This is a genomic window from Streptomyces sp. 840.1, assembly GCF_003751445.1.
GTDB lineage: Bacteria > Actinomycetota > Actinomycetes > Streptomycetales > Streptomycetaceae > Streptomyces.
This window is the reverse complement of the sequence record NZ_RJUU01000003.1, coordinates 839,811-866,162: the sequence shown is the minus strand read 5'-3', so window position 1 is coordinate 866,162 and position 26,352 is coordinate 839,811. Positions and strand designations below refer to the sequence as shown.

The following is a 26,352-nucleotide window of genomic DNA, read 5'->3' as shown; positions in this document are numbered from 1 at the left end:
AGGGGGTGGGTGAGCGGACGGGTGGTCAATAACCTGGACGGCGTTGTCCGTCAACGACCTTGGAGCGCCATGACGTCCGCCCCGCAGGAGTCGCTCGCCCCGCACGAGCCGTCCGTGCCAGACATTCTCTCGCCCGCCTTCGCCGCCGACCCCTACGGGGCCTACCGGATCATGCGCGACAGCGCCCCGCTGATCAGGCACGAAGCCATGAACAGCTACATCGTCTCCCGCTACGAGGACGTCGAGCGGGTCTTCAAGGACAGGGCGGGGGAGTTCACCACCGACAACTACGACTGGCAGATCGAACCCGTCCACGGCAGGACCATTCTCCAGCTCAGCGGCCGCGAGCACGCGGTGCGCCGGGCCCTGGTCGCCCCGGCCTTCCGGGGCAGCGACCTGCAGGAGAAGTTCCTCCCGGTCATCGAGCGCAACACCCGCGAGCTGATCGACACCTTCCGGCACACCGGCGAGGCCGATCTCGTCGGCGCGTTCGCGACGCGGCTGCCCGTCCTGGTCATCGCGGACATGCTCGGCCTGGACAAGGCGGACCACGACCGCTTCCACGGCTGGTACACCAGCGTGATCGCCTTCCTCGGCAACCTGGCGGGTGATCCCGCGGTGGCGGCCGCCGGCGAGCGCACCCGGCAGGAGTTCGCCGAGTACATGATCCCGGTCATCCAGGAGCGCCGGGCCGCCCCCGGCGACGACCTGCTCTCCGCCCTCTGTGCGGCCGAGGTCGACGGCGTACGGATGAGCGACGAGGACATCAAGGCCTTCTGCAGCCTGCTGCTGGCCGCGGGCGGCGAGACCACCGACAAGGCCATCGCCTCGATCTTCGCCAACCTGCTGACCCACCCCGAGCAGCTCGCGGCCGTACGGCAGGACCGCGGCCTCGTCGACCGGGCCTTCGCGGAGACGCTGCGCTACACCCCGCCGGTGCACATGATCATGCGTCAGACCGCCATCGAGGTGGAGCTCGGCGGCGGCCGGGTGCCGGCGGGATCGACCGTCACCTGTCTGATCGGGGCGGCCAACCGGGACGCGTCCCGGTACCGCGACCCGGACCGGTTCGACATCTTCCGCACGGACCTGACCAGCACCACGGCGTTCTCCGCTGCGGCCGACCATCTGGCGTTCGCCCTGGGACGGCACTTCTGCGTGGGCGCGCTGCTGGCCAGGGCCGAGGTGGAGACCGGGGTCAACCAGTTGCTGGACGCGATGCCCGACGTACGGCTCGCGGACGGATTCACCCCGTCCGAGCAGGGCGTCTTCACCCGGGGGCCGAGGTCGCTGCCTGTCCGCTTCACCCCGGTCGCGGGGTGACTCCGGGGGCCCCGGAGCCCCCGGACGGCGTCCCGGCGGCGGGCGCCGCGTACGGGTTCAGCGGATGTGGCGGCCCGAGATCGCCCGTGCGATGACCAGGCGCTGGATCTCGCTGGTCCCCTCGAAGATCGTGTAGATCTTGGCGTCGCGGTACATCCGCTCGACCGGATGCTCCCGGCTGTACCCGGCGCCGCCGAGGATCTGCACGGCCTTCTCGGTGGCCGACACGGCGAGTTCACCGGCCCGGAGCTTGGACATGGAGCCCTGCCCCGCGTCGAACGTGCGGTCGTTGCGGGCCATCCAGGCGGCCTGCCAGATCAGCAGCCGCACGGACTCGATCTCGGTACGGATGTCGGCGAGCGCGAAGGCGATCGACTGGTTCTCGATGATGGGCCGGCCGAACGCCTCGCGCTGACCGGCGTACTCCAGCGCGTACTCGTACGCCGCGCGCGCGATGCCGAGCGCCTGGGCGCCGACCGTGGGGCGGCTGACCTCGAAGGTGGCCATCGCCGCCTGCCCCTTGCCGTTGCCGCCCTCGCGGGCGCGGGCCAGGCGGGCGTCGAGCTTCTCCTTCCCGCCGAGCAGGCAGTGTCCGGGGACCCGGACGTCGTCCAGGAAGACGTCCGCGGTGTGTGAGGCGCGCAGGCCGAGCTTCTTGATGGTGCGGCTCGCCGCCAGGCCCTTCGTGGCGGGCGGCACGATGAACGCGGCCTGCCCGCGGGCGCCCAGCGCCGGGTCCACCGAGGCGACGACCACATGGACGCCGGCGATCCCGCCGTTGGTGATCCACGCCTTCTGGCCGGAGATCACCCACTCGTCCCTGGCCTCGTCGTAACGGGCTTTCGTGGCCATCGCGGAGACGTCCGAGCCGGCCTGCGGTTCGGAGACGCAGAACGCCGCCACCTTGGGGTCGTCCTCGTCCCCGTAGCACTGCGGAACCCACTCGGCGAGCTGGTCCGGGGTGCCGGAGGCGAAGATCCCGGCGACGGCGAGGGAGGTGCCGAAGAGCGCCATGCCGATTCCGGCATCGCCCCAGAACAGCTCCTCGTTGGCTATCTGGAGGGAGAGCCCCGTCGGGTCGCCGTACATGTCGGCCAGTGACTCGAAGCCGTACAGACCGATCCGGGCCGCCTCCTGGATGACCGGCCAGGGAGTCTCCTCGCGGGCGTCCCATTCGGCGGCCGCCGGGCGCACCACCTGGGCGGCGAAGCCGTGTACCCAGTTGCGCAGGTCCTGCTGCTCCTCGGTGAGGGCGAGGGAGAAGTAGCTCATCGGCTCAGGCCTTCGGGATGTCGAAGTAGCGGGTGAGGCCCGAGGCGAGGCCGACGTCGCCGGCCACCTTCAGCTTGCGCATCATGAACATCGTCACCGGATTGCCGTTGCCGGAGACCAGTTTGAGGAAGTCGGCGTCCCCCATCACCAGGGTCGTGCGCGGTTCGGCGTCGGAGCGGCCCTCACTGATGGTGCAGGTGCCGTCCGCGATCGAGGTCTCGAAGACCGCGTCGCTGTCCCCGGTGATCTTCCAGCGGATCAGCGCCTTGAGCTGTCCCGCGGCGTCCGGGCGGAACTGCTGCCGCATCCGGCCGAAGACCTCGCCGAGCACCCGGGCGCGCAGTTCGCCGTGCATGACCTCGCCGAGCTGCCTGGCGGACAGGCCCTTCACGATCCGCGCGAACTCCGGCGGGGAGACGGCCGCGAAGTCGAGTGCGGCCAGTTCACCGGTGAGGTTGCCGCTGCTGTTGTCGGCCACGCCAGTTCCTTACTCTGGAGTAAACTTACTTTTGAGTAAGGTAAGCGTCGGGCCGCCCCTCCGCAAGCACGGCCCCCTCCGGTCACCAAGCGCTGCCGGGGCGCACCGTCAGCAGGGGGTGGTGGGCGGCCAGGAACTTGTTGGCGCGGGCCAGCTCGGAGAGGGCCTGCTCGCGGTCGGCCTGGTCCTCGATGCCGAGCCGCGGACCGCGGAACCTGCGGACCTCGCGGGCGGCGCACTCGGCGTCGAACTCCGCCTCCAGTACGTGCTGCGGGATGCAGGAGCCGATCAGCGCGGCGACCCGGTCCGGGATCGGCACGGGGACGAGCAGGTGCGAGGCGGTCATGGGGGTATCCCTCTCGAATGGTGGCCAGGAGGTCATGCGGTGCGGCCGCCGGGTGGGCGGCCGACTCCTCCATATAACGGGACGCAGTTCCGGGTTTCTCGTTGAGAACGTCTCCGTGTGGCAACCGTTTGGGAGTGACCGGGTATTTCGCCTTACCCATAAGTAAGTTGACTCGACGTGAGGGCCGTGATCCGGCCGGAAACCGTTCTGCGGGACTTCTACGGCGTGGACTCCTGGCTCCGGGACTGCAGTTGCAGCGCCCGCAGCACGGCCTCGGTGGAGAACCTGCTCTCGGGGTCCACCAGTTGCTCGCCGAAGATGGATTCCAGGTTGCGCATGCGGTAGCGCACGGTCTGCGGGTGCACATCCAGGAGTTCGCCCATGTGGGCCGCCGTGCCGCGGGTGTCGAGCCAGATGCGCAGGGTCTCGACGAGGCGCTCCCGGCGGGTGGCGCTGATCGAGGCGATGGGGGCGAGCTCCCGCCGGGCGAGCTGGTCCAGGAGGACCGGGTCCGACAGCAGCCACAGGGTGATGAGGTGGTCCTCGCAGAGGATGAACGGCGCGTCGTCGATGACCCCCGCGTCCACGAGTTCCAGGACCCTCCTCGCCCAGCGGATCGAGTCCGAGGCCAGGGCGGTGGGGACGGTCAGCCCGATCGCGGCCCGGGTGCCGAGGAGCGCCTGGCCGAGCATGGATCTTCGCGCGTCGTCGAGGGGGCCGGGGATGAGTAAATGCGGCTGGGGGTCGCTCAGATCGACCAGGATGTCCCGGTCGGCGCTGACCCGGTCCAGCCCCGCCGGGGCGCGTGCCGCGACGAGAGTGACCTGGTCGGGCAGTGTCCACCCGGTCTGCTCGCACAGCTCGGCGATGGCGGAACGGGGTACGGGGCGCCCGGCCAGGATCAGGTGGAGCAGGCGCCGGCGCATGGCCTCGCTCTGCTCGCCCGACTGGGACTGCACCTCCAGGAAGCCCTCGCGGGAGAGCGATTCGAGCTCGTCGATGTAGGTGAAGAGGGCGTCCGCGAAACTGAGCATCAGGGTCGGTGAGAAGTTGTAACTGCGGCCGACCTTCTTCGCCCGCCGCAGCGCGACACGTGCGCCGAGCCGGTAGGCGCCCTGGAGCGTTTCCATGGTGCGGCCCTCGTACGCCTCGAACCGTCCGAACCGGCGGCACATGTCGTCGCGCAGCGAGGTGGAAGTGGAAGGTTCCGCGACCAGGTCCACGAACGAGGAGAGACTCTGTTCGACACCCACGCGAATGGCCTGGCCATTGGGTCCGCTGAGCAGACGCGCGTATTCCGGATAGGCGCGGGTGACTTCTACGCCTATCTCCTTGATGAGGCTGGGCAGTTCGGGTCGCATGATCGCGGCGAACTCCTGGGGAAGCGGCCCCAGCGGATCCCCTGTGTCCAATGGCGAAATGACTTCTCGCATGACGTGTCCCCTCGCTCTCCGGCGCCCGGTGGGGGGTGAGGCAGTGGGGGAAAGCGCTCCCACGAACCGACAGGTGCGTACCAAGTCCGCGATGAAGATAGACCAAGTCAGCGGTCGAGCACATGACTTGCACAAGATCGAAGTGCAGGGGCCACACATCTCGGTCTCATCGTGGTGCTTCGGTGCAGGTGGGACGGGACTGCTCACTTTGAGACAACATTTTCGGCCGCGCGGAACGCGGCGAATGGGGCGGGGCGCCGGGACCCCGGTGGCTACGGCACATCCCGAGGGACGGGGTGGGAAATCGGTGGTGTCGCTCTTGCTCAGGGAATGACAAGCGCTACCACGCGAGGAGCGGGCTGCGTTGACGAATTGCGGCCTGACCGGGAACGGCGGGCAACCGGAACGGGCTGACGGACCGACGGGAGCGCGTTCACCGCGCGAATGCTCCCGCCCACCGTGAACCCCGCAGTGCTCACCCCTCGCACCCCTGGCCGTCGGCGCCGCGCACCCGGCGGTCACCGTGGGCCGAGCCTCTCCTCCCGGTCGCACGTCGGGGCACACGCAGGGCGCCGCCGTCCCTCCACGCGCCCCGGTGCCGGCCGCCCGAAGGAACCGCCGGCGATACTGCGCACTAAATGACAAGTGGTTCGGGAGAGTTAGTAAGCCGCGTACGAGAAAAGAACTCCGTGCGAGCAATTTCGCCCAGCAGGATTGTGCTCGAAGTTTCTCGCAAGTAACGTCACGGCCTGTCACAGATTAGATGTGGCCGAGAGTGTACGTCTCCCCCTCGGAGAAGTGGTTCGTAGACGTGCTTCCTGCCCCTTGGGCAGCTGTGAAGCACGTCCCCGCAAGCAGTGCCACCCGCATTGTCGAATCGGAGGAACTAACTGTGCGTAATACCCTCAAGAAGATCGCCATCACCACCGGCGTGGCTTCTGCGGCTGTCGTACTCGGGGCCACCCAGGCCATGGCCTTCCCCGCCACCACGTGGACGGTCGCGCCCAACCCGGCTCCCTTCACCGCCGTGTCGACCAACACGGTGCTGTCGGTGAGCGGGATTCCGCTCACCTGCCCGACGGCGGGAGCGGCCGGTTCCGCGTTCAGCGCCACCGGCAACCCGGCCACCGTCGGCAACATCACCTCCGCCACCTTCGGCACGACGTCCAGCCCGTGCACGAGTGCGCTCGGCCCGGTGACGCCGGTCGCCACGACCAGTCCGGCCTGGCAGCTCGTGGCGCAGGACTACACCTCCGGTGTGACCACCGGCTACATCAAGAACATCCAGGCCAAGCTCACCGTCCTCACCTGCAGTTTCAAGGTCACCGGTGAGGTCAACGCCAAGTACACCAACAGCACCAAGAAGCTGTCGGTCTCCAACTCCTCCGCCCACCAGCTGACCGTCTCGGGGGCCACCGCCGCCTGTGCCGGGATCGTGGCGAACGGGGACCACCCGACCTTCACGGGCGACTACAGCGTCACCGGGATCACGAGCATCATCGGCACCTGACGGGCTGCCGGCAGTCGAACGTTCAGCAGACCGCACCGCGGGGATCCTGCCGTGCGGTCTGCGCCGTCGATGGAAGGAAATGACGAAGGATGATGATGCGCGGGACAGCAGGGCGGAGCCGTGGGCGTGCGACGGCACGGGGCGGAGCCGTTCTGGCCGCGGTCCTCATGGCCGGAATGATTCCTGGCGCACAGGCGTCCGCCGGTGATCGTGACGTCCACATCGACGTGAAGTACGGCTGCGACTTCCCCTCCGGGAACAAACCCGTCTCGGTCCGGGTGTCCGCGACGGTCCCGGAGGGGGGCGAGGTGGACAAGCCCGTCCAGCTCCGGGACGTGCGTACCGAGCTGACTCTGCCCGAGGCCGGACTGCCGGATCTGGCCGGCCTCGGGGCGGCCGGCGTCGAGGCCGAGACCAAGCTGACCATGGGCGTGGCGCAGGGCGAGCACACCGCCGAGACCGAGTGGATCGGGACCACCGGTGACCCGGTGGCCGTACCGGAGACGGGGGAGTTCGCCCTCACCTCATCCGGTGACGTTCCCGCGGTGACCGCGGGCTCGTCCGGCGATCTCACCTTCACCGCGGGCAAGCTGACCGCGGTGCTGACCCCGCCGCAGACCAGCGACGCCGACGCCGAGCCCGCAGCCGTGACACTGACCTGCGCCCCGGAACCGGACCAGGAACTGGGGCTCGGCGCGGTACGGATCGCCGGAGACCCGGAGTGGCCTTCACCGGAGCCCACCGGCACCAAGGAGGACACAGCCTCCGGCGACAGCGGCACCAGCCGTGACGAGGCGACCCCGAAGGTGGGTGACCCGGCGCAGCCGACCCTCCAGGACGGGAAGGCACCGGTCTGTGTGGGCGACCAGGAAGACCAGTTCAGCCTGAACGCCTATGTCACCGGCTACGCGAACGTCGCCAAGCTCAAGGCCGCCACGCTGTTCCCGGTCGCGTGCACACAGATCGAACAGGGCGCGACGGTGATCAAGATCCAGGACGGTCTCGTCCACCTGTTCCAGGATTCGACGGCGATCCTGGACTATCAGGGCAAGCCCAAGCTGCCGCCCGCCACGGGTACGTTCCTGACGTTCGGTTTCATGCCGACGACCGCGACCCTGGAGATGACCCAGATCCCGCCGGCCGACGGCCCGGACGGCAAGCCGTCGCCCAACATTCATTCCGACCTGAAGATCCTCGGACCCGGGAACAGCGAGGCCGTGACCACCATCGAGCTCCAGCTCCAGCTCCGGCTGTACGACGTGAAGGTCAACGGTGTCGCCCTGGACGTCGGTGGCAACTGCCGTACTGAACGCCCCTTCACCTTGCCCCTCCGGGGGGACATGCTTCTCAAGGACGGGGTCCAGACCGGATACACACTGGCCACCGGCGGCGTGCTCACCGGCCAGGTCACCCTGCCGCCGTTCTCCGGCTGCGGTGTCGGTGAGGACCTGGACGACATCTTCACCGCGTCCATCTCCGGTGTTCCCGGTGCCGTGAAGCAGGTCCAGGCACCGCCCTGTGCGGCGGCCCAGCACGACCAGACGGTGTGCACGGAGGACGGCCAGCCGGTGCACGTTCCCAAGCCGGAGCGCTGAGCCGGCATCCGTCTGCTGTTCCCGTCGTCGCTTCCGAACCATCCCATTCGCTCGGCCCACCATGAATTGAGGGAGTAATGAGAGCTGTCCCGAAGAGATGGCGTACCGGCCTGCTCGCCGCCGGCGCCGCCGCGGTGGTCGCGATCCCGCTGACCCCTCTGTCCGCCTCCGCCGCCTCCGCCGCGAACCTCAACGGGGACTGGGCGCCCTTCTCCCGCTGCCCCGTCGACGATCCCGCCATGCTCGCGGCGGACGGCCAGGACCTCGTCGCGTCCTGCGTGTCCTCGTACTCGCCCGGCGGCTCCATCAAGCTGGGCAGCACCGAGGCCACCACCGGCGCCAACGACATGCAGTTCGGTGTCATCCAGGACACCGCGGCCGGCACGTTCAAGGTCATTCCGCCGGCCGGCGGCTCGCTCGTGGGAGCGCCGACGACCATACCCGGCGGGCTGCTCGGGCTCATGTGCCCCAGTGACATTCCCGTGGTCACCGGCGTCTGCAACTCGATCACCAACGTCAGCCTGAACAAGGTGGTGGCGACGGTGGAGTCCGCAGGCACGCCCACCGAGTTCAACCTGACGTCCGGGCTCACCACCGGTCAGCAGATCGTCAAGCTGCCGGTCCGGATCCATCTGGAGAACCCGCTCCTCGGCTCCAACTGCTACATCGGTTCGGCCTCGGACCCGGTGATCCTGCGCCCGCAGAACACCACGGCTCCGGCCGTCGCCATCCAGCGGTTCGACGGCGACGGAACCCGCAACGCCGCCGAGGGCTCGATGCTGAGGTTCGCGCTCACCGGGAACACCCAGGGCGACACCACGTTCTCCGTGCCGAAGGCCACCGGCTGCGGTCTGGGCGGAATCCTGAGCTGGGCGGTGAACCTGAAGACCGGCCTGCCGTCGGCCTCCGGGAACAACCACCTCACGCTCAACAACGCCTCGACGTACAGCGGCGCGCTCACCTCCCCCGGGCTCGTCCTTCCCAACGCGGGCAAGGTGCTTTCCCAGAACTGGCACTCCGCGGTGAAGTAGGACTACCGCGAGGTGAGGTAACACCGCTTTTCGCGCCGTTTCACGATGCCCGTCCCGTCCGGGATATCCGCCGGAGGGGGCGGGCATCGTCAATATCCGCCGGAGGGGGCGGGCATCGTCATGGGCCGTTCCATACGAATGTGAGCACTTCGAAGGGCGGCGAAGGCTCCGGAACGACTCACTTGCCGATAACTCCGCAGGGGCCCCTGCTCACCTCCGTACAAAAACAACCCGCACGTCGACACCCGTGCAAAAAGTTCAGGAACCGCTATTGCGAAGGCAGGTTACTGAGCCGTAGCGTCCCAGGACCAGGGGCGGTTCCCGCTGCCGGGGGTCAGTTGCCCCGGCTCGCGCGCCGGAGATCTTGCGCAGATTTCGACAAAGCCGCCGCACGGCTTTGTCACTCGGTGACAAGTGATCCACATCGAGCACCGTGTTCGTCGATTTCCGCTGTTCAACGGCTTGTCCTGGCGGTTTCTGCGGACATAACGTGCGCCTCCTGGTGCATGTGTGACGAGCCGCCATTGGATTTCTCAGAGCCGGAGCGCTGACAGATGACCACGTTCACCTACACGTCGAGGGAGGGCCGATGGGAATCGAAGTAGTCGTTGAAGGCCTAACGAAATCCTTCGGTAAACAGAACATCTGGCAGGACGTCAGCCTCACCCTGCCCGCCGGCGAAGTGAGCGTGATGCTCGGCCCTTCCGGTACCGGAAAGACCGTCTTCCTGAAGTCCCTCATCGGACTGCTCAAGCCCGAGCAGGGGCGCGTGCTCATCAACGGCGTCGACATGGTGAACAGCCCCGAGCGGAAGATCATGGAGACCCGGAAGCTGTTCGGGCTCATGTTCCAGGACGGTGCGCTCTTCGGGTCGATGTCCCTCTTCGACAACATCGCCTTTCCGCTGCGCGAGCACACCCGCAAGAGGGAATCGGAAATCCGCCGGATCGTCATGGAGCGGATCGACATCGTCGGACTGCTGGGCGACGAGGACAAACTGCCCGGCGAGATATCCGGAGGCATGCGCAAGCGCGCCGGCCTGGCCCGCGCCCTCGTCCTGGACCCGCAGATCATCCTCTGCGACGAGCCGGACTCCGGGCTCGACCCGGTCCGCACCGCCTACATCTCGCAGCTGCTCATCGACCTCAACGCGCAGATCGACGCGACGATGCTGATCGTCACCCACAACCTCGACATCGCGGCCACCGTCCCGGACAACATGGGCATGCTGTTCTGCCGCAACCTCGTCACCTTCGGGCCGCGCGAGGTGCTGCTGACCAGCGATCTGCCGGTCGTCTCCCAGTTCCTCTCCGGCCGCCGCGAGGGGCCCATCGGCATGTCGGAGGAGAAGGACGCCGCCACGCTCGCCGCCGAGGAGGTCAACGGCTACGGGCAGGGCATCAGCTCGGCCAACGCCACCCGCACCGTGGTCCCGCAGCTGGAGCCCTCGCCGGGCCTGCCCGTACGGCAGGGCGCGCTGCGCCGCCGGGAGCGGGTCATGTCGATGATGGGGCAGCTGCCGGAGGCCGCCCGTACGGCGATCCTGAACAGCTACAGCCCGGCGGCGGGCGGTGGACGCCCGTGACCGCCCCCATGCCGGTGCGGCCCCCGGAGCCCCCCGGGCCGCCCCCGTACCGGGCGCCGGAGAAGGGCAGGGCGCCCGAACAGCGCCGCCCGACCCGGCTGTTCGCCCCGCTGCGGGAGACGGGCAGGCTCTTCGCCCTCGCCGGGACCGTGTGCCGCGAGACCTTCCGCCGGCCCTTCCAGGTGCGGGAGTTCATCGAGCAGTTCTGGTTCGTCGCCAGCGTCACCATCCTGCCCGCCGCCCTCGTCTCCATCCCGTTCGGCGCGGTCATCGCCCTCCAGGTCGGCTCCCTCACCCAGCAGCTCGGCGCCCAGTCGTTCACCGGCGGCGCCAGCGTGCTCGCCGTCATCCAGCAGGCCAGCCCGATCATCGTGGCGCTGCTGGTCTCCGGGGCCGCCGGATCCGCGATCTGCGCCGACCTCGGATCGCGCAAGATCCGCGAGGAGCTCGACGCGATGGAGGTCATGGGCGTGTCGCCCGTGCAGCGCCTCGTCGTCCCCCGGGTGCTGGCCACCATGCTGGTCGCGGTCCTGCTCAACGGACTCGTCTCCGTCGTCGGCACGCTCGGCGGCTACTTCTTCAACGTGATCCTCCAGCACGGCACCCCCGGTGCCTACCTGTCCAGCTTCTCCGCCCTGGCCCAGCTGCCCGACCTGTACATCAGCGAGATCAAGGCGCTGATCTTCGGCTTCATCGCGGGCATCGTCGCCGCCTACCGCGGCCTCAACCCGCGCGGCGGGCCCAAGGGAGTCGGGGACGCGGTCAACCAGTCCGTCGTCATCACCTTCATGCTGCTGTTCTTCGTGAACATGATCCTCACGGCGATCTACCTCCAGATCGTCCCCGCGAAGGGGAGCTGACCGATGTCGATGCTCAGCTGGCTCGACCGATCCGGTGACCAACTCGCCTTCTACGTCAGGGCACTGCTCTGGATCCCCCGGACCCTGCGGCGCTACCTCAAGGAGGTGCAGCGCCTGCTGGCCGAAGTCGCCTTCGGCAGCGGCGGACTCGGGGTCGTCGGCGGCACCATCGGCGTGATGATCGCGATGACACTGGCCACCGGCACGGTCGTCGGCCTCCAGGGGTACGCGGCGCTCAACCAGATCGGCACCGCCGCGTTCACCGGCTTCATCTCCGCCTACTTCAACACCCGGGAGATCGCCCCGCTCGTCGCCGGGCTCGCGCTCTCCGCGACCGTGGGAGCGGGCTTCACCGCCCAGCTCGGCGCCATGCGGATCAACGAGGAGATCGACGGCCTGGAGGCCATGGGCGTGCGCTCCATGCCCTACCTCGTCACCACCCGCATCATCGCCGGGGTCGTCGCCATCATCCCCCTGTACGCGATCGGGCTGCTCTCCTCCTACCTCTCCTCCCGCTTCGTCACCGTCCTGTTCAACGGACAGTCGGCCGGCACCTACGACCACTACTTCAATCTGTTCCTGTCCCCCGAGGACGTACTGCTGTCGGTGCTCAAAGTGCTGATCTTCAGCGTGATGGTGATCCTCGCGCACTGCTACTACGGCTTCCACGCCACCGGTGGACCCGCCGGGGTGGGAGTGGCGGTCGGCCGGTCCGTGCGCAACGCGATCGTGCTGATCAGCGTCACCGACTTCTTCCTCTCGCTCGCCATCTGGGGCGCCACGACGACCGTGAAGGTGGCCGGCTGATGAGCAACCGGACCACGCACCACACCCGTCGCAGACTCTCCGGAGTGGCCTTCCTGCTCGTGCCCGCCCTGCTCATCTGGGTGTCGGTCGCCGTGTACAACAAGGACTTCACCGACGACGCCACCGTGACGGTACGGACCGGGAGCGTCGGGAACGAGATGCACGACAACGCCGACGTGAAGCTCCGCGGGGTCGTCATCGGCCAGGTCCGCGACATCTCCGCCGACGGCGAGGGCGCCCGCCTCACCCTGGCCATCAAGCCCGACGAGCTCGACCGCATTCCGGCCGACGTCACGGCTCAGATGCTGCCCACCACCCTGTTCGGGGAACGGTTCGTCGCGCTCGTACCGCCCGCCGTGCCCTCCGCGAGCACCCTGCGCGCCGGAGCCGTCATCCCGCAGGACCGCTCCAGCAACGCCATCGAGCTGGAGCAGGTCCTCGACAACGTCCTGCCCCTGCTGACCGCCGTACAGCCGCAGAAGCTCTCCGCAACGCTCAACGCGGTCTCCCAGGCACTGCGGGGACGCGGTGAGAAACTCGGCGACACCCTCGTCAGGCTCGACGCGCACCTCCAGAAGTTCAACCCCCAACTGCCCACGCTGAACGCGGACATCAAGGAACTCGTCAAGGTGAGCAGGGTGTACGGGGACGCCGCACCCGACGTCCTGGACGCACTCACCGACTTCACCACCACCAGCGGAACCCTCGCCGACCAGCAGGCGGAGCTCGCCGACCTCTACGGTTCGACGACCGCCTCCGCGCACGACCTCACGACCTTCCTCCAGGAGAACAAGGACAACCTGATCCGGCTCTCCGCGACCGGCAGGCCGACGCTGGAACTCCTCGCCGAGTACTCCGACGAATTCCCCTGCACCCTGCGGACCATGGCGGGATTCGTCCCCGCGATGGACAAGGCGCTCGGCAAGGGCACCGGAGAGCCCGGCCTCCACGTCACCCTCAAGTCCGTGAAGTCCAAGGGCAAGTACGTGGCCGGCAAGGACACCCCCGTCTACGACGCGACCGGCGGACCGCACTGCTACTCCGTGCCGTACGTCGGTACGACGGAGCCGACGGCGGCCGGCCGGGCCGCGGCAACCCCGGCCCCCGGCGACAGGATGGCCGCCGACCCGCAGACCGGGACAGGGCCGAAGGCGACGGACACCGCCCTCGGCATGCCCAACTCCCCGCAGGAGAGCCGGCTCGTCAACGAGCTGGTCGCTCCCTCACTGAAAGTCCAGCCGCAGAGCCTGCCCGACTGGAGCAGCGTGCTCATCGGCCCGGCCTTCCGCGGTGCGGAGGTGAAGCTCAAGTGAAGCGCCGCTCCCTCGCGGGACCGCTCGCGAAATCGATCGTCTTCATCCTGGTGACCGTCCTGGCCACCACCGTCCTCGGCCTCTCGATCGCCAACACCGGGGTCGGTGACACCACCTCGTACAAGGCGCGGTTCACCGACGCCACCGGGCTGATCGTCGGTGACAGCGTCCGGATCGCCGGGGTCAAGGTCGGGCAGGTCGAATCGATCGACGTCGCGGACAAGCGGCTCGCCGAGGTCGGCTTCGCCGTCCGCAAGGGGCGCAGCCTCCCCGCCTCGGTGACCGCCTCGATCAAATACCTCAACATGGTCGGCCAGCGCTACATCGACCTCGACCAGGGCGCCGGTCCCGTCGGCCGGCACTTCCAGGCCGGAGCGACCATCCCGCTCGCGCGCACCACACCGGCGCTCGACCTCACCCAGCTCTTCAACGGCTTCCAGCCGCTCTTCGAAGGACTCTCCCCGCCCGACGTCAACCAGCTCGCCGGCTCCATCGTCCAGGTGCTCCAGGGCGAGGGCGGCACCGTCGACAGCATCCTCCAGCACGTCGGCTCACTGACCTCCACGGTCGCGGCCAAGGACAAGGTGATCGGTGAGGTGATCAAGAACCTCAACACGGTCCTGAAGACCGTGAACGACCGGGAGGCCGGCTTCAACGACCTCGTCGACACGCTCCAGCAGCTCGTCACGGGCTTCGCCGGCGACCGCAAACCACTCGGGCAGGCCGTCACCGCGATGGGCGCGCTGACCACGGTCACCGCCGACCTGCTCCAGGACGGCCGCAAGCCCCTCAAGGACGACATCAAGCAACTCGGACGCCTGTCGGACCAGTTGGGCAAGGGCACCCCGCAGATCGAGAACTTCCTCAAGAAGACCCCCGCCAAGATGGAGGCGATCAGCCGGCTCGCCTCGTACGGCTCCTGGCTCAACCTCTACCTCTGCGAAGCCAAGGTCAGCGGTGTGACCACCGAGGACGGCAGCACGCCGCCCACCGGCATCGCGATCACCCAGCCGAGGTGCCTGGCATGAGAATCAAACCCCTGCGGGAACGCAACCCCGTCGCCATCGGCATCGCCGGACTCCTCGTCCTGGCCCTCATCGGCTACGGCGCCTACCGCGCCGACTCGCTGCCCTTCATCGGCGGCGGCACCACCTACACCGCCGACTTCACCGAATCCGCCGGGCTCGGCTCCGGCGACGAGGTGCGGATCGCCGGCGTCAAGGTCGGTGAGGTCACCGGAGTCTCGCTCGACGGAGCCAAGGTCAAGGTCAGCTTCCGGGTCAAGGACGCCTGGATCGGCAACTCCTCCACCGTGGGCATCGCCATCAAGACGCTGCTCGGCGACAAGTACCTCGCCGTCGATCCGCTCGGCACCGGACCCCAGGACCCGGACCGGCGCATCGGGGCGAGCCGCACCACCTCCCCGTACGACGTCACCCAGGCCTTCAATGGACTCGGCGAGACCATCGGGGAGATCGACACCAAGCAGCTCGCCAAGAGCTTCGAGACGATCTCCGCCACCTTCAAGGACTCACCGCCCGACGTGAAGAGCGCCGCCGACGGGCTCTCCGCACTCTCCAGGACCGTGTCCCAGCGGGACGCCCAGCTGGCCACCCTCCTCAAGGGCAGCAAACAGCTGACCAAGACCCTCGCCCACAAGAAGAGCAGCTTCGAGATCCTGCTGGAGGACGGCAACCTGCTCCTCGGCGAGATCCAGGCCCGCCGCGACTCCATCCACCTGCTGCTCACCGGCACCCAGGACCTCGGCACCCAGCTCACCGGCCTGGTCGCGGACAACAACAAACAGCTGGGGCCCACCCTGAAGTCGCTCGGCCGGGTCACCGCGGTCCTGGTGAAGAACCGCAAGAGCCTCGACAAGGTGCTCTCCCTGACCGGTTCGTACAGCCGGCTCGTCGGCAACACGCTCGGCAACGGCCGCTGGCTCGACAACTACGTCTGCGGGGTCGTGCCCAGGGACTACCTGCCCGCCGACACGCCCCCGGCGACCGGATGCATGCCTCCCAAGCAGCAAGGCGGCCGCTGACATGAGAATCACGCGCATCGTCGGCATCGGCGCCGGACTCGCCGTCGTGGCCGTCGCGGCCACCTCAGGCGTGATGGCCATGGACGACGAGGGCAGGACGACGGTCACCGCCTACTTCGACCAGGCCACCGGCGTGTACGCCGGATCGGACCTGCGGATCCTCGGAGTCAAGGTCGGCACGGTCGAGTCCGTACGGCCCAAGGGCGAGGAGGTCGAGGTGCGGCTCCGTGTCGACAAGGGCGTCAAGGTGCCCAAGGACGCGCACGCCGTCGTCGTCGCCCCCAGCCTGGTGGCCGACCGGTACATCCAGCTCGCCCCCGCCTACCGAGGGGGACCGCTGCTGGCGGACGAGGCCGAACTGCCCGCGTCGCACAACGCCACCCCCGTCGAGGTCGATCAGCTGTACGCCTCCATCACCGAACTCTCCACCGCGCTCGGCCCCGACGGAGCCAACTCCGACGGCGCGCTGGCCAGGCTCCTGGACACCGGGGCGAAGAACCTCGACGGCAACGGAAAGGCGATCGGGAACTCGATCGAGCAGTTCGGGAAGGCGACGAAGACCCTCGACAAGAGCAGCGGGAACCTCTTCGACACCCTCTCCTACCTGCAGACCTTCACCACCATGCTGAAGGACAACGACGGCGACGTCCGCAAGGCCGAACAGCAGCTCAACTCGGTCACCGGATTCCTGGCCGACGACAAGGAGAACCTCAGCGCGGCCCTGAAGGAGCTCGGCACCGCACTCGGCCAGGTCAAGACCTTCATCAAGGACAACCGAGGCGCCCTGAAGGCGAACGTGGACGCCCTGGTGCCGGTCACCCAGGCGCTGGTGGACCAGCGGGCCTCGCTCGCCGAGTCCATGGACACGCTGCCGCTCGCCGCGGACAACGTGATCAAGGCCTACGACCCGTTGAACCGCACCCTCAACGGCCGCACCAACCTCAACGAACTCTCCATGGGCGGACCGCTCACCGACGCGTCCACGGGCCCGAGTGGTCTCACGGCGGTGGACGCCACCCGCCAGAAGGCGCTGCCCTCGCTGCCGCTGCCCGCCGTGGGCACCGTCTACGGCACCCCCGACAAGTCCGCCACGCAGAAGAAGGGGGCCAGGCGATGAGCCGCTTCCCGAGCCGGCCCGGCGCCCGCGCGACCGGCGTCGCCGCCGTGCTGGCGGTGGGCGTCGGCCTGGCCCTGATCGCCACCACGGTCGACCTGCCGACGTTCACCGGCATCGACCAGGTGCCGCTGCCCGGCGGCGCGGACCTCGGCGACCACCCGTACGAGATCACCGCCGAGTTCGGGGACGTGCTCAGCCTCGCCCCGCAGTCCTCGGTGAAGGTCAACGACGTGGCCGTCGGCCGGGTCACCAAGATCTCGCTGGCCGAGGGCGGCTGGAACGCCAAGGTGACCATGAAGGTCAACGGGGGAATCAGACTCCCCGAGAACGCGTACGCGCACCTGGAACAGTCCAGCCTGCTCGGCGAGAAGTACATCCAGCTCTCACCCCCGGCATCCGGCACAGCCAAGGGCGCCCTCGCGGACGGCGACCGCATCCCGCTCACCCGGACCAACCGCAACCCCGAGGTCGAGGAGGTGTTCGGCGCGCTGTCGATGCTCCTCAACGGCGGTGGCATCAACCAGCTCAAGACCATCACCACCGAACTCAACAAGGCACTGGCCGGACAGGAACCCCAGATCCGCTCCATGCTCAAGCGGGTCGACACCCTCGTCACCAACCTGGACGACCACCGGGCGGACATCACCGACGCCCTCGACGGAGTCAACCGGCTGTCAGCCACCCTCGCCACCCGCAAACAGGACGTCGGCACCGTCCTGACCAAGCTCAGCCCCGGCATGAAGGTCCTGGAGAAGCAGCGCGGCTCGCTCATGACCATGCTGCGCTCGCTCGACACGCTCTCCACCGTCGCCGTCGACACGGTGAACAAGAGCAAGGCCGACGTCATAGCCGATCTCAAGGCCCTCGCCCCCACCCTCCAGGCCCTCGCGGACTCCGGCCAGGACCTGCCCGACTCCCTCCAGGTGCTGCTCACCTACCCGTTCACCGACGAGGTGCTGAACGGAGTGAAGGGCGACTACCTCAACGTCTACCTGGATGTCACGGCCCTGCCCGGCACCCAGATCATTCCGCCGATCACCCCGGCCGGTGGCACCGCGCCCCCCGCCGCGGGGGGCGCCGACGCCCTGAAGTCCGGCACCGCACTGCCGCTGCCGCTTCCCTCGGTCACGGGCCCGGCCACGAAGGGGAGCAACCGATGATCACCCTGGCCATCCGGCTCAAGAACATCGCCTTCCTGATCATCGCGGTGCTCGTCCTCGGCTACCTCGGGGTGCGCTACGCCGACCTCGGCCACTACGTAGGCATGCGCAGCTACTACACCGTCAAGGTCCAGCTCCCGCAGACCGGCGGCCTGTTCACCCACTCCAACGTCACCTACCGGGGCGTCTCCGTGGGCCGGGTCGGCCCGATCGAGCTCACCGACGACGGGGTGGAGGCCGAACTCCGCATCGAGAAGGACGCCCCACCCATCCCGGACGCCCTGAAGGCCGTCGTCGCCAACCTCTCGTCGGTGGGCGAACAGTACGTCGACCTGCGGCCGACCCGCTCCGAGGGCCCGTACCTGGCGAACGGCTCCGTGATCGACCAGGCCGACACCACCATCCCTGCGCCCGTCACCGACGTGCTGACCAGCGTCAACGACCTCGCGGGCTCCGTCGACCTGGAGTCCCTGCGTACGGTCGTCGACGAATTCGGCACCGCCTTCGACGGGCGCGGCGACGACCTCCAGGTACTGCTGGACACCAGCAGCGACTTCGTCCAGGCCGCCGACGACGCACTGCCCGTCAACACCCGGCTGATGATCGACGGCGAGACCGTGCTGCGCACCCAGGCCGAACAGGGCGACGCGCTGAAGGGCTTCGCGTCCGGTGCCAAGGATCTGGCCGCCGAACTCAAGGGATCCGACACCGATCTGCGCAAGCTGATCGCCGTCACCCCCGACGCCACCGGCCAGATCAGCGGACTCCTGCGGGACCTCGACCCGAGCTTCGGAGTCGTCGTCGCCAACCTCCTCACCACCTCGGACGTCGCCGTCACCCGGCAGCGCGGGCTGGAGGAACTGCTGGTCAAGCTGCCGGAGGTCGCGGCCGTCGGCTCCAGTGCCGTGGACGAGAACGGCGCCAGGTTCGGCATGTCCGTCACCTTCTTCGAGCCGCTGCCCTGCACCTCGGGCTACGGCGGTACGACCTACCGCAACGGGCTCGACGTCACGCCGGGGCCCGCGGTCAACACCAAGGCCCGCTGCGCCTCGTCGCCCGGCACGGGGATCAACGTCCGGGGCAGCGCGAACGCTCCGAAGGGCGGGGCCCTGCCCCCGCCCGCCAAGCCCGGCTCGATGCTCCTGGGCGGCGACAAGTCGACGGACCGGCTGCCCGGGACGCTCGGGGTCACCCCCGACACCGCCCCGGCCGCCGACGGGATGGCCGGACTACTGGGTCTCGGCCGGGGAGACGGTTCATGACACCACGCACGAGGACCTCGATCGGCTGGGCCGCACTGCTCGCCGCCGTACTGGTCTGCGCACTCGGCGGCTGGTCGTACGCCCAGGCGCGCGGGGACGACGACCTGGCCTACGCCAAGAGCCGCGACACCGCGCTGGCCGACGGGAGAGCGCACCTCGCCCGTCTCAACACCCTGGACGGCAAGGACGCCAAGAGCGTGGACGCCGGACTCGGCGGCTGGCTCGGCTCGTCGACCGGCCCCCTGCACGAACAGCTGAAGCGGACCCGGACCAAGGACGCGAGCGAGCTGACGAAGTCCGGCTCGACGGCGCGCGGCAAGGTCACCGACGCCGCGCTCACCGCGCTCGACGAGCGGACCGGCACGGCGCAGATGATCGCGACGGTCGATGTCCAGGTCACTCCGCGCACCGGAAAGGCCGGCACCGAACGCAAGCGGTTCGAGGCCACCCTCGCCCGGACCGCGGACGGCTGGAAGGTCAAGGCACTGACGGCGATACCGGTCGGGAGCGGCACATGAGGGTACGGGGCGGGGCGACGGTCGTGAACAGCGCCACGGAGGACCCGGTGGCGGAGGACCCGGTGGCCGGCGCCACGAGCGAGGAGCCGGCCGGGCCCGTAACGCCGGATGCCACAGGTGACGATCCGGGGCCCGGCGCCGGCCGCCGCAGGCTGCGCCTGGTGGCAGGTGTCCTGGTCGTGGCGCTGCTCGCGGCCGGAGGCGGACTCTTCGCCATGGGCCGCCAGCTGCGCGACACCCCCGCCACCTCCAACAAGGCGCTCACCGACAGCGAGGCGACCACCCGGGTCGCGGGAGACGTCACCAACGCACTCGGCAAGGTCTTCTCCTACAGCCCGTCGGCCACCGCCGTCACCAAGGAGTCCGCGAAGCAGCTGCTGGCGGGCAAGGCGCTCCAGCAGTACGCGGCGCTGTTCGGCCAGGTCGAGAAGCAGGCCGCCGACCAGAAGCTCACCCTCACCACCCACGTCGTACGAGCCGGGGTGACCCGGCTGACCCACGACAGCGCCCATCTGCTCGTCTTCCTCGACCAGGTCTACGAACGCCGGGGCAAGGCCGCCAGCACGGCGGCGGCGCAGCTCTCCGTCACCGCCCAACTGAGGGACGGGCGCTGGACGATCGTCGAGATCACCTCCAGATAGCGCGGCAGGGACGCAGAGCGGACACAGCACAGCACAGCACAGCAGGGCACAGCACAGCACGGCACAGCAGGACACAGCACAGGGCCGGCCGGCAGGGAGAGGCAGCAATGGCACGGGTACGGATGACGAGGAATCCGCTGGTGGCGGCGGCGATCGTGCTGACGGTCGCGGCGGCGGGCGCGGCGGGCTGGGGCGGGGTGTCCCGGTACCAGGCATCGCACGACGACTCGGCGGCGTACGCGCAGACCCGGGACGACGCACTCGCGGCGGGTGAGCAGGCCGTGCAGAACATGAACACGCTCGACCACCAGAAGCTGGCCCAGGGGCTCGACAGCTGGGAGGACTCCACCACCGGCGACCTGCACCAGCAACTCATCGACGGGCGGGACGCGTTCGTGAAGCAGATCCAGGAGGCAAAGACCGTCAGCACGGCCAAGGTGCTCTCCGGTGCGGTCACCGAGCTCGACGACCGGGCCGGGCGGGCCGGGGTCATGGTGGCGCTGCGGGTGACCGTGACCGCACCGAAGGGCAAGCCCGCGGTGAAGGAGAGCCGGATGCTCGGGCAGCTCACCCGCACCTCCGAGGGGTGGAAGCTCAGCGCCCTCGGTCAGGCGCCCGTCGGCAACACCGCCGGCTGACGCCACCGACTCCCACCCCGCACCGAGAGGACCCCGCACATGTCGACGACCCGTCACCTCGTCAACCGGCAGCGCCGCCTGGCCACCGTCGCCGCGGCGGAACGCACCGCCGCCGCCACGGCCACCGCGCCCGAAGCCACCCGTCCGGACAGCGGGCCCGAGGGCTCCGGACCCGTGGGCGCCGGACCCGGGGGCAGCGGGCCCGGGAGCGCCGGCGCGTCCGGCGAGGACAGTGCCGGCGGCGAGGCCGAGCCGTCGGACAGGGCGGAGGCGGAGGACGAGGCGGCACGGTCCGGGCGCTCGTTCCGCCCCAGGGCCTCCCTGCCCGCCGTCCTGTGTGTACTGACCGTGCTCCTCGGTTCCTTCGCCGCCTGGTCGTTCACCTCGGCGGGCAGCCTGCGCGACGAACCGGGCCGGCAGAACACCGCCCTCACCGACATCAGCAGCACCAGTGAGGTGAAGGGGCAGATCACCGAGGCGGTGGGCGCGGTGTTCTCGTACAACTACGCCTCGCCGGCCAAGGCCGACACCGCGGTGAAGACCTACCTGGTCGGCAAGGCGGTCCAGCAGCACAAGGACATGCTCGCGGAGGTACGGGCCCAGGCGCCCAAGCAGAAGCTCGTCCTCACCACGACCGTCACCGAGAGCGGTGTGGAGCTGCTCGACGGTGACCGGGCCCGGCTGCTGGTCTTCGCCGACCAGAGCAACACCCGTACCGGCAAGTCCGAGGAGACGACCTACGCCGCCGCGATGTTCGCCGTGGACGCGGTCCGCCGGGGCGGCAACTGGCGGATATCGGTCATCGACACGTTCTCCCGGTGACCCGGGGGAGAGGAGAGCACGCATGAGGTTCAACGGCACCATGCGCCGCGGACTGGGCGGCACCGCAGCCGCCGTCGCCGCGATGGCAGCGCTCACCGCCTCCCAGGGACCGGGGCTCGTCGCGCACCAGGAGACGCCGAAGCAGCGCCAGGAGTCGGACGACGTCAAGTGGTCGGAGGTGGCCAACGACGACTCCTACCACACCGAACTGCCGCCGCTGAAGAGCCCCGAGCCCCCGAAACCTGGCGTCAAGCGGGCCCCGGTCGTCGTCGCGGCGTGGGCCGAGGCGGGGATTCCGGCCACGGTGCTCGACGCCTACCGCAAGGCCGAGGCCTCCCTGGGGCGCAGCGATCCGGGCTGCGGGCTGCCGTGGCAGCTACTGGCGGCCATCGGCAAGGTCGAGTCCGGGCACGCGGGCGGCGGCAGGGTCGACGCACACGGTACGACGCTGTCACCGATCCTCGGACCGGTGCTCAACGGCGCGGGATTCGCCAACATCCCGGACACCGACGGCGGGGCGTACGACGGGGACAAGACCTTCGACCGGGCGGTCGGCCCGATGCAGTTCATCCCCTCGACCTGGGCGCACTGGAAACGGGACGGCAACGGCGACGGTCGCAGCGACCCGGGCAACGTCTACGACGCGGCCCTGGCGGCGGGCGGCTACCTCTGTGCCGGATCGCGTGATCTGACGGGACGGGCCGGTCTCGACAGCGCCATCCTGAGCTACAACCACTCCGACACCTATCTGCGCACCGTGCTGTCCTGGCTGGAGTTCTACCGCAAGGGCACCCATCCGGTCGCCGACGGCAAGGGCCCGGTTCCCAGGACCCCCGGCGCCGGGAGTCCGAACGAGCCCAGGCACCCGGTGGGCGGGCCGGGCAGCGGCAAGGACGGTGGAAAGGGCGGCGGCATCGAGGTCGGGGCCCAGCCCGGCCACACGAAGAGCCCGACGGCATCGGCGTCCCCGGACCCGTCGCCGGGCGGTTCGGGAACCCCGGACCCCGGCGGCTCCACCGACCCGGGCCAGTCGCCCGATCCGACCGACAGCGGGTCCGCCACCCCGGATCCCGGTACCAGCCCCGACCCGTCCACCAGTCCGGATCCCGACCCGAGCACCACGAAGCCCGGCCCCGGCTGCGAGACGGAGTCCCCGTCGCCCGGACCGACCGAAACGGCCGGGGCCACCGAGTCTCCGTCACCCGAACCGACCACGACCCCTGAGCCCTGCACCACACCCACTGTGCCGCCCGCCGCCGGCTGAGCCCAGGACGTCCGCTCAGCCACCGCCGGCCGACAGCACCGCGCCGAGGTCGTACCGCACCACCTCTTCCAGCTGGGCGTACGTACAGCTGGAAGAGGTGCGGTCCGGCCGCCACCGGCGGAACTGGGCCGTGTGCCGGAACCGGTCACCCTCCATGTGGTCGTAACTCACCTCGCAGACCCGTTCCGGGCGTACCGGCACCCAGGAAAGGTCCTTCTTGCCCGACCACCGGCTCGGGGTACCGGGCAGCCGGGCGTGCTCGTGCGCCTCGGCGTCCTGCCAGGCTCCCCAGGGGTGGCCGGCGAAGTCCGTGACCAGCGGCTCCAGTTCGGTGACGAGCTCGGCGCGGCGCTTCATCGGGAACGCCGCGCAGACCCCCACATGCTGGAGGACGCCCGCCTCGTCGTACAGACCGAGCAGCAGCGATCCGACGACCGGGCCGCTCTTGTGGTGGCGGTAGCCGGCCACCACGCAGTCGGCGGTCCGCTCGTGCTTGATCTTGTACATCACCCGGGTGTCCGGCCGGTAGGGCAGGTCGAGCGGTTTGGCGACGACCCCGTCGAGGCCCGCCCCCTCGTACCGGTCGAACCATTCCTGGGCGACGGCCGGGTCGGTGGTGGCCGGGGCGAGGTGGACGGGGGGCGAGGCGGCGGACAGTGCGGCCTCCAGCACCGTCCGGCGATCCGACTGGCGCGTTCCCAGCAGCGAGTCGTCGCCCACCGCGAGGATGTCGAAGGCGACCAGCGAGGCCGGGGTCTGCCCGGCCAGCAGCCGCACCCGGGAGTCGGCGGGGTGGATGCGCTCGCTGAGCCGGTCGAAGTCGAGCCGGCCCTCGTAAGCGATCACGATCTCGCCGTCGATCACACAGCGCTCCGGCAGGTTCTCCCGGACCGCGGTGACCAGCTCCGGGAAGTAGCGGGTCAGCGGCTTCCCGGTGCGGCTGCCGATCACCACCTCGTCGCCGTCCCGGTGCACGATCGCCCGGAAGCCGTCCCATTTGGCCTCGTACTGCATCCCCGGCGGGATCCGGGACACGGACTTGGCGAGCATCGGCTTCACGGGCGGCATCACCGGCAGGTCCATGCCCCGATTGTGGACCGTACGACGGCCGGAGTCTCCCGATATGCGGCATATGTGTGCCCGGCCTACCGTGGCCGACATGGCAGCAGCGGGCAAAGCGGTGGAGCTGGACGCGGGCGGACGGCCCGTCCGGCTGTCCAGTCCGGACAAGGTCTACTTCCCGGAGAAGGGGTACACCAAGAGGGACGTGGCCGAGTACTTCCTCGCCGTGGGGCCGGGTATCACCCGCGCCCTGCGCGACCGGCCGACCACCCTCCAGCGCTTCGTGGACGGCGTCGAGGGCGAGTTCTTCTACCAGAAGCGGGCCCCGAAGAACCTTCCCGAATGGATCCCCACGGCCCGCATCGCCTTCCCCAGCGGCCGCCCGGCCGACGAGATCTGCCCCACCGAGGTAGCCGCCGTCATCTGGGCCGCCAACCTCGGAACGCTCACCTTCCACCCCTGGCCGGTCCGGGGCGGTGACACCGACCACCCCGACGAGCTGCGCATCGACCTCGACCCGCAGCCCGGCACCGACTACGCCGACGCGGTGCGGGCCGCCCACGAGCTGCGCTCGGTACTGGACGACCACGGACTGCGCGGCTGGCCCAAGACCTCCGGCGGCCGGGGCATCCACGTCTTCGTCCCCGTCGAACCGCGCTGGACGTTCACCGAGGTCCGGCGGGCGACGATCGCGGCGGGCCGCGAGCTGGAACGCCGGATGCCGGACCGGGTCACCACCGCCTGGTGGAAGGAGGAGCGCGGCGAGCGGATCTTCGTCGACTTCAACCAGACCGCCCGGGACCGCACGATCGCCTCGGCCTACTCCGTACGCCCCCGCCCGCACGCCCCGGTCTCGGCGCCGCTGCGCTGGGAGGAGATCGACGACGCGCACCCGCGCGACTTCGACATCCGCACCATGCCGGCCCGGTACGCCGAAGCCGGCGACGTGCACGCGGACATGGACGACCACGCCTTCCGGCTCGACCTGCTGCTGGAGCTCGCCGACCGCGACGAGCAGGAGCGCGGCCTGGGCGACATGCCCTACCCGCCGGAGTACCCGAAGATGCCCGGCGAACCCAAGCGCGTCCAGCCGAGCCGCGCCCGGCACGACGGGGACGAGGACGCATGAGCACCTCTGACAGCGGGGCCACCCCGCCCGAGCCCGTCCCCGGCACGCAAGGCACGCAAGGCACGTCCGGCGCCGAACCCGGCCCGCCGCACGGAGCGCACGGACGGCCGCTCACCCGCGGCCAGAAGTGGACGACGTACAAGGACTCGCCCTACTTCCCGGCGACCGTCCTGCTGCTCATCCTCGCGGCAGCCGCCGGGCTCTTCGCCGGCTCGTACACGTACGCGATGGCCAACCCGACCCCGCACCAAATCCCGGCAGCCGTGGTCAGCCTCCAGGAGACGGCCCGGGGCAAGGCGTTCGTCACCGCGATGGACGAGGCGCTGGACGCCTCCCTGGACGTACACCGCTACGACACCGCCGCGCAGGCGCGTGAGGCCCTGGAGGAACAGGAGGTCTTCGCGATCGTGCGGCCCGGCGGGGCGGGGGTGTCACTCGACGTGGCCGGCGCCTCGGGCGCCGCCGTCGCCCAACTGCTCGCGGAGTCCGCGGTGAAGGTGGGGGACAAGCTCGGTGTGCCGGTCGCCGTGAAGGACGTCAAACCGCTCCAGAAGGGCGACCCACGCGGACTGGCCCTCTTCTACATCTCGCTGGCAGCCGTGATCATCGGCTTCGTCGGCTCCATCCAGCTGAGTGTGCACGCCAGAAGCCTGATCCCGCTGGAACGGATCGCGTTCACGATCGCCTACTCGCTGCTGGGAGCCTTCTCCATCGCCGCGGTGGTGGACTGGCTGCTGGGCGCCGTCGATCTGCCCTTCGCCGAGTCCTGGGCGATCCTGGCGTTGACGATGTTCACCTCGGGCATGGTCTTCACCATGTTCAACACCCTGATGGGGCGCTGGGCCATGCTCCCGACCTGGGGCCTGATGGTGATTCTGGGGAACCCGTCGTCCGGCGGAGCCGTGTCCTGGCCGCTGCTGCCCTCGCTGCTCGGGCACATCGGGCGCTGGCTGCCGCCCGGTGCCTCGGTCAACGCCCAGCACACCGCCGTCTACTACCAGGGGCATCAGCGGATCTTTCCGTTCCTGGTACTGGCCGCCTGGTCGCTGGTCTCCTGCACCGTCTTCTGGGTGTGGCGCCACCGGCACCCCGGAGGCCGCGACCACATGCCTCAGCATGCGGCCGCGGCCACCTGAGCCACT

At 69.6% G+C, this 26,352-nt stretch carries 25 protein-coding genes; 20 read left to right on the top strand and 5 right to left on the bottom strand.

Annotation, left to right across the window (positions count from 1 at the left end; translation table 11 throughout):
- Positions 1 to 69: 69 nt before the first annotated feature.
- Entirely contained in the window at positions 70 to 1,323 is a 1,254-nt protein-coding gene (locus tag EDD93_RS36350) for a cytochrome P450 (protein ID WP_123530737.1), read from the top strand.
- Between the two features lie 57 nt (positions 1,324 to 1,380).
- Here EDD93_RS36350 and EDD93_RS36345 read toward each other — a convergent pair whose 3' ends face one another.
- The 4 genes from EDD93_RS36345 to EDD93_RS36330 form a co-directional block, all read right to left on the bottom strand.
- Positions 1,381 to 2,595 (bottom strand): acyl-CoA dehydrogenase family protein, encoded by a 1,215-nt coding sequence (locus tag EDD93_RS36345; RefSeq protein ID WP_123530735.1) that lies wholly within the window; start codon positions 2,593 to 2,595, stop codon positions 1,381 to 1,383.
- A gap of 4 nt (positions 2,596 to 2,599) precedes the next feature.
- The gene (locus EDD93_RS36340) at positions 2,600 to 3,073 is read right to left on the bottom strand and encodes an SCP2 sterol-binding domain-containing protein (protein ID WP_123530733.1); all 474 of its coding nucleotides are present in this window, start codon (positions 3,071 to 3,073) and stop codon (positions 2,600 to 2,602) included.
- 82 nt (positions 3,074 to 3,155) lie between these two features.
- Positions 3,156 to 3,419 (bottom strand): hypothetical protein, encoded by a 264-nt coding sequence (locus EDD93_RS36335; protein ID WP_123530731.1) that lies wholly within the window; start codon positions 3,417 to 3,419, stop codon positions 3,156 to 3,158.
- 218 nt (positions 3,420 to 3,637) lie between these two features.
- Positions 3,638 to 4,852, bottom strand: a complete 1,215-nt coding sequence (locus EDD93_RS36330; protein ID WP_123530729.1) for a helix-turn-helix domain-containing protein — start codon at positions 4,850 to 4,852, stop codon at positions 3,638 to 3,640.
- 892 nt (positions 4,853 to 5,744) lie between these two features.
- Here EDD93_RS36330 and EDD93_RS36325 point away from each other — a divergent pair.
- The 17 genes from EDD93_RS36325 (at position 5,745) to EDD93_RS36245 (ending at position 23,019) form a co-directional block, all read left to right on the top strand.
- A complete protein-coding gene (locus tag EDD93_RS36325) occupies positions 5,745 to 6,362 on the top strand; it encodes a hypothetical protein (RefSeq protein ID WP_123530727.1) in 618 nt (205 codons plus the stop codon).
- Between the two features lie 176 nt (positions 6,363 to 6,538).
- On the top strand, positions 6,539 to 7,957 hold the full coding sequence (locus EDD93_RS36320; RefSeq protein ID WP_260256109.1) for a DUF6801 domain-containing protein: 1,419 nt from the start codon (positions 6,539 to 6,541) through the stop codon (positions 7,955 to 7,957).
- A 77-nt stretch (positions 7,958 to 8,034) separates the two neighbouring features.
- On the top strand, positions 8,035 to 8,988 hold the full coding sequence (locus tag EDD93_RS36315; RefSeq protein ID WP_123530725.1) for a hypothetical protein: 954 nt from the start codon (positions 8,035 to 8,037) through the stop codon (positions 8,986 to 8,988).
- A 589-nt stretch (positions 8,989 to 9,577) separates the two neighbouring features.
- Positions 9,578 to 10,573 carry an ABC transporter ATP-binding protein gene (locus EDD93_RS36310; RefSeq protein ID WP_073734359.1) on the top strand — a complete coding sequence of 332 codons (996 nt, stop codon included), beginning with the start codon at positions 9,578 to 9,580 and terminating at the stop codon, positions 10,571 to 10,573.
- Positions 10,570 to 11,433: an ABC transporter permease gene (locus EDD93_RS36305; protein ID WP_123530723.1), complete on the top strand. Its 864-nt coding sequence runs from the start codon at positions 10,570 to 10,572 to the stop codon at positions 11,431 to 11,433. The genes EDD93_RS36310 and EDD93_RS36305 overlap by 4 nt, the downstream gene beginning before the upstream one ends.
- A 3-nt stretch (positions 11,434 to 11,436) precedes the next feature.
- Entirely contained in the window at positions 11,437 to 12,240 is an 804-nt protein-coding gene (locus tag EDD93_RS36300; RefSeq protein WP_123530721.1) for an ABC transporter permease, read from the top strand.
- Positions 12,240 to 13,553: an MCE family protein gene (locus EDD93_RS36295; RefSeq protein ID WP_123530719.1), complete on the top strand. Its 1,314-nt coding sequence runs from the start codon at positions 12,240 to 12,242 to the stop codon at positions 13,551 to 13,553. Before EDD93_RS36300 ends, EDD93_RS36295 begins: the two co-directional genes overlap by 1 nt.
- The gene (locus EDD93_RS36290; protein WP_123530717.1) at positions 13,550 to 14,581 is read left to right on the top strand and encodes an MCE family protein; all 1,032 of its coding nucleotides are present in this window, start codon (positions 13,550 to 13,552) and stop codon (positions 14,579 to 14,581) included. The genes EDD93_RS36295 and EDD93_RS36290 overlap by 4 nt, the downstream gene beginning before the upstream one ends.
- Positions 14,578 to 15,597 (top strand): MCE family protein, encoded by a 1,020-nt coding sequence (locus EDD93_RS36285; RefSeq protein ID WP_123530715.1) that lies wholly within the window; start codon positions 14,578 to 14,580, stop codon positions 15,595 to 15,597. The genes EDD93_RS36290 and EDD93_RS36285 overlap by 4 nt, the downstream gene beginning before the upstream one ends.
- 1 nt (position 15,598) lies before the next feature.
- Positions 15,599 to 16,714, top strand: a complete 1,116-nt coding sequence (locus tag EDD93_RS36280; RefSeq protein WP_123530713.1) for an MCE family protein — start codon at positions 15,599 to 15,601, stop codon at positions 16,712 to 16,714.
- The gene (locus tag EDD93_RS36275; RefSeq protein ID WP_123530711.1) at positions 16,711 to 17,874 is read left to right on the top strand and encodes an MCE family protein; all 1,164 of its coding nucleotides are present in this window, start codon (positions 16,711 to 16,713) and stop codon (positions 17,872 to 17,874) included. The genes EDD93_RS36280 and EDD93_RS36275 overlap by 4 nt, the downstream gene beginning before the upstream one ends.
- A complete protein-coding gene (locus EDD93_RS36270; protein ID WP_123530709.1) occupies positions 17,871 to 19,136 on the top strand; it encodes an MCE family protein in 1,266 nt (421 codons plus the stop codon). The genes EDD93_RS36275 and EDD93_RS36270 overlap by 4 nt, the downstream gene beginning before the upstream one ends.
- Positions 19,133 to 19,654, top strand: a complete 522-nt coding sequence (locus tag EDD93_RS36265; RefSeq protein WP_123530707.1) for a hypothetical protein — start codon at positions 19,133 to 19,135, stop codon at positions 19,652 to 19,654. Before EDD93_RS36270 ends, EDD93_RS36265 begins: the two co-directional genes overlap by 4 nt.
- Positions 19,651 to 20,295, top strand: a complete 645-nt coding sequence (locus EDD93_RS36260) for a hypothetical protein (protein WP_123530705.1) — start codon at positions 19,651 to 19,653, stop codon at positions 20,293 to 20,295. Before EDD93_RS36265 ends, EDD93_RS36260 begins: the two co-directional genes overlap by 4 nt.
- A gap of 107 nt (positions 20,296 to 20,402) precedes the next feature.
- Positions 20,403 to 20,933 carry a nuclear transport factor 2 family protein gene (locus tag EDD93_RS36255; protein WP_260256108.1) on the top strand — a complete coding sequence of 177 codons (531 nt, stop codon included), beginning with the start codon at positions 20,403 to 20,405 and terminating at the stop codon, positions 20,931 to 20,933.
- A 39-nt stretch (positions 20,934 to 20,972) separates the two neighbouring features.
- Positions 20,973 to 21,755, top strand: coding sequence for a hypothetical protein (locus EDD93_RS36250; RefSeq protein WP_123530703.1), 783 nt, complete (start codon positions 20,973 to 20,975; stop codon positions 21,753 to 21,755).
- A 22-nt stretch (positions 21,756 to 21,777) separates the two neighbouring features.
- Positions 21,778 to 23,019, top strand: coding sequence for a lytic transglycosylase domain-containing protein (locus tag EDD93_RS36245; protein WP_123530701.1), 1,242 nt, complete (start codon positions 21,778 to 21,780; stop codon positions 23,017 to 23,019).
- Positions 23,020 to 23,034: 15 nt separating this feature from the next.
- Here EDD93_RS36245 and EDD93_RS36240 read toward each other — a convergent pair whose 3' ends face one another.
- Complete coding sequence (locus EDD93_RS36240) at positions 23,035 to 24,102, bottom strand: ATP-dependent DNA ligase (protein WP_123530699.1); 1,068 nt, start codon at positions 24,100 to 24,102, stop codon at positions 23,035 to 23,037.
- A 97-nt stretch (positions 24,103 to 24,199) separates the two neighbouring features.
- Between EDD93_RS36240 and ligD the strand changes: the two genes are divergently transcribed.
- Both ligD and EDD93_RS36230 read left to right on the top strand, forming a co-directional pair.
- Complete coding sequence (gene ligD, locus EDD93_RS36235) at positions 24,200 to 25,210, top strand: non-homologous end-joining DNA ligase (protein WP_123531638.1); 1,011 nt, start codon at positions 24,200 to 24,202, stop codon at positions 25,208 to 25,210.
- Positions 25,207 to 26,346 carry an ABC transporter permease gene (locus EDD93_RS36230; protein ID WP_260256107.1) on the top strand — a complete coding sequence of 380 codons (1,140 nt, stop codon included), beginning with the start codon at positions 25,207 to 25,209 and terminating at the stop codon, positions 26,344 to 26,346. Before ligD ends, EDD93_RS36230 begins: the two co-directional genes overlap by 4 nt.
- Positions 26,347 to 26,352: the final 6 nt, after the last annotated feature.